Origin of the sequence: Variovorax boronicumulans (assembly GCF_009811375.1) — a bacterium.
Lineage (GTDB): Bacteria > Pseudomonadota > Gammaproteobacteria > Burkholderiales > Burkholderiaceae_C > Variovorax > Variovorax boronicumulans.
Genome location: NZ_BKDH01000001.1, coordinates 3420963 through 3431940, shown reverse-complemented (window position 1 = coordinate 3431940; position 10978 = coordinate 3420963). Strand labels below are relative to the sequence as shown.

11 protein-coding genes are annotated in these 10978 nt (G+C 70.0%); 4 read left to right on the top strand and 7 right to left on the bottom strand.

Annotated features, from left to right (window positions below; all coding sequences use genetic code 11):
• The first annotated feature begins 4 nt into the window (after window positions 1–4).
• Both VHAB30_RS15830 and VHAB30_RS15825 read left to right on the top strand, forming a co-directional pair.
• Entirely contained in the window at window positions 5–832 is an 828-nt protein-coding gene (locus VHAB30_RS15830; protein WP_159277634.1) for a helix-turn-helix transcriptional regulator, read from the top strand.
• A gap of 113 nt (window positions 833–945) precedes the next feature.
• The gene (locus VHAB30_RS15825) at window positions 946–1455 is read left to right on the top strand and encodes a gluconokinase (protein WP_235926681.1); all 510 of its coding nucleotides are present in this window, start codon (window positions 946–948) and stop codon (window positions 1453–1455) included.
• Between the two features lie 143 nt (window positions 1456–1598).
• Here VHAB30_RS15825 and gnd read toward each other — a convergent pair whose 3' ends face one another.
• Window positions 1599–3020: a decarboxylating NADP(+)-dependent phosphogluconate dehydrogenase gene (gene gnd, locus VHAB30_RS15820; RefSeq protein WP_159277633.1), complete on the bottom strand. Its 1422-nt coding sequence runs from the start codon at window positions 3018–3020 to the stop codon at window positions 1599–1601.
• Between the two features lie 128 nt (window positions 3021–3148).
• Here gnd and VHAB30_RS15815 point away from each other — a divergent pair, with 128 nt between their 5' ends.
• Complete coding sequence (locus VHAB30_RS15815; RefSeq protein ID WP_235926679.1) at window positions 3149–4135, top strand: AraC-like ligand-binding domain-containing protein; 987 nt, start codon at window positions 3149–3151, stop codon at window positions 4133–4135.
• A 1-nt stretch (window position 4136) separates the two neighbouring features.
• Here the strand turns inward: VHAB30_RS15815 and VHAB30_RS15810 are convergent, their stop codons facing one another.
• The 6 genes from VHAB30_RS15810 to VHAB30_RS15785 are packed head-to-tail and all read right to left on the bottom strand — an operon-like array spanning window position 4137 to window position 9594.
• Window positions 4137–4922, bottom strand: coding sequence for an SDR family oxidoreductase (locus tag VHAB30_RS15810; protein WP_159277632.1), 786 nt, complete (start codon window positions 4920–4922; stop codon window positions 4137–4139).
• Window positions 4919–5512 (bottom strand): cysteine hydrolase family protein, encoded by a 594-nt coding sequence (locus VHAB30_RS15805; RefSeq protein ID WP_159277631.1) that lies wholly within the window; start codon window positions 5510–5512, stop codon window positions 4919–4921. The genes VHAB30_RS15810 and VHAB30_RS15805 overlap by 4 nt, the downstream gene beginning before the upstream one ends.
• Window positions 5509–5994 carry an aromatic-ring-hydroxylating dioxygenase subunit beta gene (locus VHAB30_RS15800; protein WP_159277630.1) on the bottom strand — a complete coding sequence of 162 codons (486 nt, stop codon included), beginning with the start codon at window positions 5992–5994 and terminating at the stop codon, window positions 5509–5511. Before VHAB30_RS15800 ends, VHAB30_RS15805 begins: the two co-directional genes overlap by 4 nt.
• Window positions 5991–7346 carry an aromatic ring-hydroxylating dioxygenase subunit alpha gene (locus tag VHAB30_RS15795; protein ID WP_159277629.1) on the bottom strand — a complete coding sequence of 452 codons (1356 nt, stop codon included), beginning with the start codon at window positions 7344–7346 and terminating at the stop codon, window positions 5991–5993. The genes VHAB30_RS15800 and VHAB30_RS15795 overlap by 4 nt, the downstream gene beginning before the upstream one ends.
• A gap of 23 nt (window positions 7347–7369) precedes the next feature.
• Window positions 7370–8335, bottom strand: coding sequence for a PDR/VanB family oxidoreductase (locus tag VHAB30_RS15790; protein WP_159277628.1), 966 nt, complete (start codon window positions 8333–8335; stop codon window positions 7370–7372).
• Entirely contained in the window at window positions 8332–9594 is a 1263-nt protein-coding gene (locus tag VHAB30_RS15785; RefSeq protein ID WP_159277627.1) for a dienelactone hydrolase family protein, read from the bottom strand. Before VHAB30_RS15785 ends, VHAB30_RS15790 begins: the two co-directional genes overlap by 4 nt.
• A 186-nt stretch (window positions 9595–9780) precedes the next feature.
• Here VHAB30_RS15785 and VHAB30_RS15780 point away from each other — a divergent pair, with 186 nt between their 5' ends.
• A complete protein-coding gene (locus VHAB30_RS15780) occupies window positions 9781–10977 on the top strand; it encodes an ABC transporter substrate-binding protein (protein WP_159277626.1) in 1197 nt (398 codons plus the stop codon).
• The last annotated feature ends 1 nt before the right edge of the window (window position 10978 follow it).

Below are 10978 nucleotides of genomic sequence, written 5' to 3'. Positions count from 1 at the left end.
AACCATGGAACAAGTCCCACTGCCGTCTGCTGGGCTGGAACCTGCGTGGAACGCAGACCCGCTGCCGTTCATGCAGGGCTTGCGTCCCCTGTCGCCGTTCGCGCCCTCCGCACCGCCCGTGCCCCCCGCGCTGTTATTTCAGCCGGCGTTCCCCGACCTCCCTGGCCCTGCGGCCGACCTCCGCGTGCCGGTGCTTGTCGCCACCGGCACCGGCCGCGCGTCACCGCGGTTCGGGCAGGGCCTGCTGGCCTCGCGGCAGCGGGCAGGGCGCATGTACGAGGTCGCGTGCGTGCAGGTGAACAGCCTCTTCGAGCTGGAAGCCCGCTGCCGGCCGCAGGCGCCTCGTCTGCTGCTGGTGGACATCGCGCTGATGGCGCCGGAGAGCGTCGCCAGCCTGGACGGTCTGCGCCGCCGCTTTCCCGCCACCGACTGGCTCCTCGGCTGGGAGGCGCCGTCCCCGCAGGGCCTCGATGCCGCGCTCCGCAGCCAGGCGCGCGGCAGCGTCGAGTGGGCCGCGAGCGCCGAGCAGCTTGCGCAATCGCTGGACGCCGTGCTGGCGGGTACCCTGGGCTTTCCGGGGCCGGTGGTGCAGGCGCTGTACCTGTGCGTGCTGCGAGCGAAGGCCAGCGGCGGGCGGCCGGCGTCCGGCGGCGCCACGCCGGCCCTCCGGCTGACCGCGCGGGAAGACGAGGTGCTGTCGCTCATGCACCGGGACATGACCAACAAGCAGATCGCCGAGCGGCTCGGCATCAGTGTCAACACGGTCAAGAAGCACCTTGCGCACGTGTTCGCGAAGCAGGGGCCGCACAGCCGGCGCTGGCACCTGGTCTGAGCCGTGGCCGGCACCGGCTTTGCGCCCACCCGGGCGCCGACGCGGTAGATTCGTGACCGCGCGTGCCGGCTCCGGCACGCGCCTGTCAGCTTCAACAAAGGTCAAGGGTGCGCATGAACAGGGTCTGGCTCGTGGTGATGGGGGTTTCGGGCTGCGGCAAGTCCAGCATGGGCGCGGCGCTGGCCACCGCGTTCGGGCTGCCGCTGATCGAGGGCGACGACCACCACCCGCCCGCCAACGTCGACAAGATGAGCCGCGGCATCGCGCTCACCGACGCCGACCGCGCCGGCTGGCTGGCCACGCTGGGCCGCGCCCTGGCCGACGCGCCGCAGGGCGCCGTCATGACCTGCTCCGCGCTCAAGCGCAGCTACCGCGACCAGTTGCGCGCCGCCGCGCCGGGCCTGCGCTTCGTGTTCATGCAGATCGACCGCGCCGAAGCCGAGCGCCGCGTGGCCGCGCGCGCGGGCGCTGGCTTGCACATGTTCCCGGCCAGCCTCGTGGACAACCAGTTCGCCACGCTCGAATCGCCGGTGGGCGAGGCCGGCGTGCTGGCGGTGGATGCGACGGCGCCGCTGGCGCAGTCGGTCGGCGTGGTGCGCGACTGGCTGGCCGACGCCGGCTGAGTCGCATCACCTGAAGAGGCGGCGAGCGGGCATTCACCAGAAACACCGCGGAACCGGCTTTGCCGGGCCGCTGGTGTTGCCCCCGGTAGGGGGTTGGCGAAGCGACACGAAGTGCGCGAAGCCTGGGGGCGAGCCCAATTTATTTATTCGATGACTTCGGGCCAGTCCGTGTGGAAGAACTGGCCTTCGGGCTTGTCCACGCGTTCGTATGTGTGGGCCCCGAAGAAGTCGCGCTGTGCCTGCAGCAGGTTCGCGCTCAGGCGCGCCGTGCGGTAGCTGTCGTAGTAGGCCAGCGAGGCGCTGAAGGCCGGCACCGGGATGCCGTTGCTCACCGCCAGCGCCACCACCTCGCGCCAGTTCTGCTGCGTGCGGTTCAGCAGGTCTTGAAAGAACGGGTCGAGCATCAGGTTGCCCAGCGCCGGGTCGCGGCGGAAGGCGTCGGTGATGCGGTTCAAGAAGCGCGCGCGGATGATGCAGCCACCGCGCCAGATCGACGCGATGCCGCCCAGGTCGAGCTTCCAGCCCTTCTTTTCGCCCATCGTCTGGATCAGGTCGAAGCCCTGCGTGTAGCTGATGACCTTCGAGGCATAGAGCGCGTCATGCACCTTGGCCACCAGCGCCTGCTTCTCGAGCGACAGCGCGGGCACCGGCCCCTGCAGCAGCTGGCTCGCCGCCACGCGCTGCTTCTTCTGCGACGACAGCACGCGCGCCTCGACCGCGGCGTTGATGGTGCTGATGACCACCGCGTTCTCGGCCGCGTTCAGCAGCGTCCACTGGCCCGTGCCTTTCTGGCCGGCCTTGTCGAGGATGAGGTCGACCACCGGCTGGCCGGTTTCCGGGTCCTTCTGTTCGAGCGCCTTGGCGGTGATCTGGATCAGGTAGCTCTGCAGCTCGCCCTCGTTCCATTCGTTGAAGATGGCGGCCATCTCGTCGGTCGTGAAGCCGGCGGCCTTGAACAGGCTGTAGGCCTCGCAGATCAGCTGCATGTCGCCGTACTCGATGCCGTTGTGCACCATCTTCACGTAGTGGCCCGCGCCGCCCGGGCCGATGTGGATCACGCAGGGCTCGCCGTCCACCTTGGCCGCGATGCTCTCGAAGATCGGCTTCATCACCTCCCACGTGGAGAGCGGCCCGCCCGGCATGATCGACGGCCCCTTGCGCGCACCTTCCTCGCCGCCCGACACGCCCGCGCCGATGAAGCGCAGGCCCTTGCTGCTCAGGTAGGCGTCGCGGCGCTCGGTGTCGGTGTACAGGCTGTTGCCGCCGTCGATGACGATGTCGTCCTTGTCCAGCAGCGGAATGAGTTGTTCGATCACCTGGTCGACCGGCGCGCCGGCCTTCACCATGATCTGGATCTTGCGGGGCTTGGCCAGGCTCTGGACGAATTCCTCGAGCGTCTTCGTGCCCACGAGCTTCTTGCCGGGGTTGGCGGCAATGAAGGCCTCGGTGGTGGCCTCGGTGCGGTTGTAGACACTGACCTGGAAGCCGCGGCTTTCCACGTTCAGCACCAGGTTCTGTCCCATCACGGCCAGGCCGATCAATCCGAAATCGCTTTGCTTGCTCATGTGTGTCGGGCCCTTCGTGCGTGTGCGGTGGATGAAGCGGGCCATTGTGCCGGGCACCCGCGCGGTGCGGCGTCGGAGGGCGTCTATACCCGCTTGGCAAACGGGCCCGGGCTGGCTATGTTGGCGGGATGACTTCCGCCGCCATGCCCGCAGCCCCTGCTGCGATCCACACCTGGTCGACCGACACCGTGCCGCCGCCGCAGCGGCTGGACTACTGGATCGGCGCGGTCTGCGAAGGCTTTCTCGAGATGGACGTGACCAGCCCGCTGGCCGGCCGCTTCGGCGCCTCGCTCGAATCCGCGCCGCTCGGGCCGCTGCATGTGAACCGGGTGCGCGGCAGCGCGCAGGACGTGTACCGCACGCGCCGCGCCATCGCCCACAGCCGCCACAACTTCTACTACCTGCTGTGCAAGGCCGACTCGCCCTGGGTCGCGGTGCAGGAAGAGCGCTCGGCGCGCCTGCTGCCCGGCGACGCGGTGCTGGTCGATTCGCGGCGCTGCTATGCCTTTCACCTGCAGCAGTCGGCCGACACGGTGTCGATCGAGCTGCCGACCGCTTGGGTCGAGTCGTGGCTGCCCGATGCCGGCGACCACGTGGCGCGCCGCATCGACGGCCACAGCGGATGGGGCGCGGCGCTCAGCGGCTTCGCGCAGGCGCTGTCGCCCGAGGTGGCCCTGCGGCCGCCGCTGCCGGCGGCGCTGCTGGCCGACCAGCTCGGCGGGCTGCTGGCCTTGGCGCTCGGTCCCGGCGTGGCGGCGCCCGACGCCTGTGGCCGCGCCGCCTTGCGCCAGCGCGTGCTCGACGCCACGCGCCAACGCCATGCCGAGCCGGGCCTCACGGCCGCGGCCGTGGCGCAGGGGCTCGGCATTTCGGAGCGCAGCCTGCACCGCTGCCTCGCGGAAGGGGCAGGGGATGGCACCACCACCTTTGCGAACGCGCTGGCCGCCTGTCGCATGCAGGTGGCGCAGCGCATGCTGGCCGATGCGCGCTTCGACCGCCTGAGCGTGGCGCAGATCGGCCTGCGCGTCGGGCTGGCCGACGCCTCGCATTTCGTGCGCCTGTGCCGCCGCCACCTGGGCGGCACGCCGGGCGCGCTGCGGCAGTCGCGCGGCTGAACTACGCCTCGAACCAGTCGCGCGCCGACCGCCCCTGGTCGGGGCCCAGCATCGAGAAGCCGCCGTCGACCGGGATGTCCGCACCGGTCACGAAGCGCGCCGCGTCCGAGCACAGGAACAGCACGACCTGCGCCACGTCGTCGCCATCGCCCACGCGGCCCAGGGGGTGCATCGGCGCGCCGACGCGGTCGGCCCGTGCGCGGTCGCCGTTCGTCATGCGCGACAGCGCGTCCGACCAGGTCCAGCCCGGCGACACCGAGTTCACCCGCACGCCCCGCGGCGCCAGCGTGGCGGCCTGGTTGCGCGTGAGCTGAAGGATGGCCGCCTTGGCCGCGGGGTACAGCGCCCGGCCCGCCGCGCCGAACTTGCCGCCGACGCTGCCCATGTTCACGATGGCGCCGCCGTGCGCGGCCAGCGCGTCGGCGGTCTTCTGCACCAGCATCGCGCCGGAGACGAGGTTGACATTCAGCGCGCCCAGCCAGTCGGCGCGCGCGGCATCCAAGCCTGCATCGCCGTAGACCACGGCGTTGTTGATGAGGAAGTCGATGCGGCCTTCGGTGCGCAGCGTGCCGGCCACGAGCGCATCGAGCGCGTCGTCCGACGCGATGTCGCAGGCGACGAAGCGGCAGCCCGCGCCCACGTCGGCCGCCAAGGCGGCGCCGCGCGCCGTGTCGATGTCGACCGCCACCACGCGCGCACCGGCCTGCACGAAGGCGCGCACGATGGCGCTCCCCAGCAGCGCGGCGGCACCGGTCACGATCGCGACCTTGCCTTGCAGCGGGGTCATGTGCGGCCTCCCATCTGCGCCACGGCCTCGTCCACGCGCACCACGTCCGCGAGCATTGCCAGTGTTTCGAGGCTGGCTGCCTGCAGATGCGCCTGCGCGGTGCTGCAGGCGTCGGCGACCACCGCCACGTCGTAGCCCAGGTCGCTCGCATGGCGCGCGCCGTGTTCGACGACGTGGTTGGTGGCGATGCCGGCCACGTACAGGCGGCTGGCACCGGTGGCGCGCACCGCCTCTTCGAGCCCGCTGGCCCAGAAGGGGTTGTTGCGCTTGTGGGTGACGACGGCTTCGCCCGGCCGCGGCGCGAGTTCGTCGTAGAAGCCGGCGCCCCAGCTGCCTTCCTGCACCGCGCCGCTCTCGGCCACGCGGCGGAACAGCGTGCAGTTGCGCAGGCAGTCCGAGTAATCCGGTGCGAAGGCGATGCGCACGAAGATCACCGGCACGCCGTTCGCGCGTGCCCCGGCGATGAGCCGCGCGGCCGAGGCGATGAGGCGCGGGCGCGCCGGGTCGTCGGCGGCCACGCCCACGCGCACCTTGCCGTCGACGTGCAGCACGTCGTTCTGGTAGTGCATGGCCAACAGCGCGGCCTTCACAGGAACACCTGCAGGGCTTCGTGCGGCGCGTCGCAGTTGACGAGGTCGACGCGCTTGGTCTGGATGCGCCAGCCGTCGTCGGCGCGGCGCAGCGTGTGCAGCACGCTGCCGCCAAAGGTGCGCTGCTCGGTCTTGCGCCACTCCAGCAGCAGGAAGGTCGAGCGCACGGTGCAGCCCGCGTCGTCGCGTGCTTCGAGCGCGATGTTGCCCAGCACGTGCACGGTGCGCGTGGGCGGCTGCTGCGAATAGGCGCGGGCCTGCTCGAGCCGCCGCGCGCGCATCGAGCGCAGCAGCGCGTCCTCGCAGAACAGCGAGGCGTGGTTGAGGTGGTCGGCCTGGCCGTGCACCAGCGGCACCCAGTACAGGCCGTCGGGCGTGAAGAGCTTCTGCCATTCGTCCCAGCGATGCTCGTCGAGCAGGCGTGCCTCGTGGTGCAGGAACTGCGTGAGGTCCTGCTGTTCGTTCCAGTCGCGGAAGTTCATTCGGCGCTCCCGGTCTGTGCGCCCGTGTCGACGCCCATGTACCCGGCCCACGCCGCGAACATGTTGCGCGAGGGCATCTCGCTGTTGCCGTTGGACGCGCGCCCGCCCGGCAGCGGCTGGTCGCGCCCGGCGGCGCGGTGCATGCTGACCCAGTCGCCGCCGTCCGAGCCCAGGCCTTCCTGCACGCGGTTGTAGGCCTCCAGGTCGTCGGGCATCACGTTCGACGAGGGCGAGTTGACGATGTTGGTGTACTTGAGCGTGCGCTGGAAGGTGGCCTCCGGCGCGCCCTTGAGCCGGAAGCTGAAGATCTCGACCAGCGTGCGGTCCACCGACAGCGGCCGGATCACGCGGATCTGCTGGAACGAGGTGTGCGGCGAGCAGCTCGGGTAGACGATGGTGTTGTGCCGGTTCACGCGCAGGATCGCGTCGGCCTCTTCGGCGCCCTTCGCGGCTTCGAGCGAGGCCACGTAGGCCAGGCTCACCGGGTCGGTGGGCGGCACGAAGATGCCTTCCATGAAGCCGTGGCCGTGGTCGTAGCCCTTGAGCTCCAGCTTCTCCCAGAACTCCAGCGGCTCGCCGTTGCCGTCGACGATCACCACCTCGAAGGGCTTGGGCGTGCCGGCCGGCATGGCCTCGTGCTCTTCCTTGGCCGCGCGCCACGACGACTCGTGCGTGGCCACGGCGTGGATGGTGTCGTGCAGGTTCTCGAAGAAGATCTTCCAGTTGTTGCGCTGGATCACGCGCTGCACGCCACCGGCCACTTCCACTTCGCCCTCGGGCGCGCGGTCGCAGAAGTTGTCCAGCGACGTGGCCACGCCGCCCAGGAATTCTTTCAATTCCGGCCCGTCTTCCGACAGGCTGGCGAACACGAAGCCGCGGTGCGAGGCCACGCGCGCCACCTTGCGCACGCCGTACTGCGGGTCCTTCAGGTCGAGCGCGGTGCATTCGTAGCCGCTGCGCAGCGGCACCGACAGCAGGCTGCCGTCGCACTTGAAGGTCCAGCCGTGGTACAGGCAGCGCAGGAACTTGCCGGCGCTGCCGCTGCCGTCGGGCACGAGCTTGGCGCCCTTGTGCGGGCAGCGGTTGAACATCACGTGCACCTGGCCGTCGGTGTGGCGCACCATCACCACGGGCTCGCGGCCCAGGCGGGTGGTGAAGTAGTCGCCGGGCTTGGGCACCTGGCTTTCGTGGCCGATGTAGATCCAGGCCTGGCCGAACACGCGGTCCATCTCCAGTTCGAAGATGGCGGGGTCGGTGTAGACGCGCTTGTGCACGCGGTCGGGCTGCACGAGCGACTGGATGTCGATCGGCTTTGTCGCCGCGATGGGGATGATGGGGATCACGGAATTCATCGGGTGGGTCTCCTGAAACGTCATCAGATATCGAGCACCAGGTGCGGCGTCTTGGCGCGCGACACGCAGGTGCACAGGGTCTTGCCGTCCGCCTTCTCGCGCGGACTGAGGTTGTGGTCGCGGTGGTCGGGCACGCCCTCGACCACGTCCACCACGCACACGCCGCAGTCGCCCTGGCGGCAGTCGTACAGCGGGTCCAGACCGGCGGCGATGAGCACGTCGAGCAGGCTCTGGTCGGGCGCCACGGTCAGCGTCTTGCCCGAGCGCAGCGTGCGCACCTCGAAGGGCGCATCGCCCGCCTGCTCGATGGCGCCGGCGAAGAGTTCGAAGTGCACGTGGTCGTCGGGCCAGCCGAGCGCGCGGGCGGTGTCGACCACGGCCTGCACCATGCCGCGCGGACCGCACACATGCAGGTGGCGACCGGGCATGGGCGCGGCCAGCAGCGCGCGCAGGTCGAGGCCGCGTGCGGGGTCGCCGCCGTCGTGCACCACCGTGCCACCGAGCGCGCGCACCTCGTGCAGGTAGGCCGTGGCTTCTTCGCTGCGCGTGGCGTAGACGAAGTCGAAGGGGCGGGCCTCGGCCGCGAGCGACCGTGCCATGCACAGCAGCGGCGTGATGCCGATGCCGCCCGCGATGAGCAGCGGCGGCGCGCTGCCTGCGTGCAAGGCGAAGTCGTTGCGCGGCGCGTGCGCGGCCAGCGCGGCGCCGGGTTGCAGCGCGTGCATCCAGGTCGAGCCGCCTGCGCCTTGGGGCTCGCACAGCACCGCGATCTCGCAGCGGTCCGAGCCGTCGTGCGGCTTGGCGAGCGAATAGGCGCGCTGGCCCGGGTGGCCGTTGGCCTGCACCACCTGCACGCCCAGGTGCGCGCCCGGCGTGAACGGCGGCAACGGCTCGCCGCTGGCCGAGCGCAGCACGAAGGCCTTGATGGCCGGCGTGAGCGGCGTGACCGCGTCCACGACCAGCGCCAGCATGTCGGCGGCGTGGCTCATCCCAGGGGCAGCGCCGGGTCGGCGATGGTGAGGCCGGTCGACTTTTCCCAGCGCGGCATCAGCGTGTTCGACGGCTGCGTTTCGTCGACCAGCTTGCGCGCCGTCTCGGCGCCGGCCACGGGCAGGCCCTTCGGATCGAGCAGGCCGATCTGCACCAGCACGCTGGCCTGGTCCCAGTAGATGTGTTCGTGGTAGAGCTTGTCGCCGCGGAACTTCACGATGGCCACGAGCGGAATCTCCACCGGCTTGCCGGTGGGCGCGATGCCCGGGAGCAGCCAGTCGATCTCGACCGTGTGGGTGAAGCAGAACAGCATCTCGTCCACGATCTGCGTCGCGCCCACGGTGCGCGAGATGGGCGTGAGCCGCGTGTCGGGTGGCGTGCTCGGAATGAAGTGGTGCTTGTAGAAGCGCGACAGCTCCCTTGCACCCACGCCGCCGGTCATGGTCGGGATGTGGTTCACGTAGGGCTCGCTCACCATCGTGGCCATGGTGGCGACCACGTCGCGCGTGGCGAACTCGTACTCGCAGTGCTTGTCCCACAGCGCCGAGAGGTCGTACACAGGGCCGATCGCGTCCTTGAACAGCGCCATCGAGCGCTGGTGCGCCATGAGCGTGGAGGGCTTGTCGAAGTGGTCGCCGCCGGTGCGTGCAAACGCATGGTCGACGCCGGGGTACACGTACATCTGCGCATCGGGCTGGCCGGCGAAGGCTTCGAGCACCTGGGCACGCGCCTCGGGCGGGCAGAACTGGTCGAGCTCCGCAAAGTGCAGGGCGATCGGGCATTTGATTTGCGGCACGAGGTCGAGTGCGCCCTCGATGCCCACGCCGTAGTAGCCCACGGCCGCGTCCACGCCCGAGTGCGCGGCGGCCAGGTAGGCCAGCTTGCCGCCGAGGCAGAAGCCCAGCGCGCCGACCTTGCCGGTGCAGGCCGGGTGCGCGCGCAGCGCCTTCACGCTCGCCGTGACGTCGGCCACGCCCGCTTCGATGTCGAACTTCTGGAAGAAGCCGAAGGCGCGCTGCCAGTCTTCGGGCGAGTACCCCAGATCGACGCCGGGCTCCATGCGCCAGAACAGGTCGGGCGCGAGCACCACGTAGCCCTCTTCGGCGTAGAGGTCGGCGACCTCGCGCACGTAGGCATTGACGCCGAAGATCTCCTGGCACAGCACGATGCCGGGGCCGCGCCCCGAGGCCGGCAGGGCCAGGTAGCCGCGAAAGGTCTGGGTGCCGTCGCCGGCCGGGATGTCGATGGTGTCGCTCATCGGTTCGTCTCTTGAAGTGGTGGGGTCGGCGGCGATTCTGGGGAGCGCGCCGGCCTGTTGTCTGTCCATTTCGTGCAGCGGTTTCGGTCGCACGAAACGGATAGCGGGGCGCCGCCGCCGCACAGAGACTGCGCCCTGCATTTGCAGCCCCCCACGTTCAACGAACTCACCCCGAGGAGACCTTTCATGTCGCAGGCCACGCCCCGATCCGTCTTGTGCGCGCTCACCGTCCTGGTGGGCGCGCTGGCTTTACCCGCGCAGGCGCAGACCGCGCAGACCGTGAAAGTTGGCCTGGCGATGGACCTGTCCGGCCCCTTCGCCGTCGGTGGCGCCGAGGCCAAGGCCGGCTTCGCCGTGGCGATGAAACAGCTGGGCGGCAAGCTCGGCGGCGTGCCGGTGGAGTTCGTCGAGGCCGACACGGCCGGCAACCCCGAGATGGCGCGCCAGGTGGTCGAGCGCATGCTGCTGCGCGACAAGATCGATTTGTTCACCGGGCCCGTCGGCTCGTCGGTCGCGCTGGCCGTCGGCCCGCCGCTCTTTGCCGCCAAGGTGCCCTACCTGTCGAGCAACACCGGCCCGAGCGACTATTCGGGCGCGCGCTGTAACCCGTACTTCTTCGGTGCCTCGTACCCGAACGACGCGTACTACGAATCGGCCGGCAAGTTCGCGAGCGACAAGGGCTTCAAGAAGGTCGCGATGATTGCGCCCAGCTACCCCGGCGGCAAGGACGCCATCAACGGCTTCAAGCACACCTTCAAGGGCGCCGTGGGCGACGAGCTGTACACCAAGCTCGGTCAGCTCGACTACTCGGCCGAGCTGGCGCAGATTCGTGCGTCGAAGCCCGATGCGCTGTACTTCTTTTTGCCCGGCGCGATGGGCGTGAGCTTCATCAAGCAGTTCGTCGGCGCGGGGCTGTCGAAAGACGTGGCGCTGATCTCCACCGCCTTCTCGGCCGACGAGGACATGATCCCTGCCGTCGGCGAGCCGATGCTGGGCCTCTTCAACACCGCGCACTGGTCGTTCGACCTCGACAACCCGGCCAACCAGCGCTTCGTGGCCGCGTTCCGCCAGCAGAACAACGGGCGCAACCCGTCGTTCTATGCCGGCCAGGCCTACGACGTGCTGATGGCGATGGATGCGGCCGTGCGCGACGTCGGCGGCAAGGTGGCCGACAAGCCCGCGCTGCTCAAGGCGATCAAGGCGGCCAACTACAAGTCGGTGCGCGGCGATTTCCGCTACGGGCCGAACAACTTCCCGATCCAGAACTACTACCTGCGCGTGGTCGCCAAGGACGGCAGCGGACGCATCGCCAACAAGGTGATCGGCACCGTGCTGGAGCGCTACCAGGACCGCACCGCCGCGCAGTGCGCGATGAAGTCCTGAG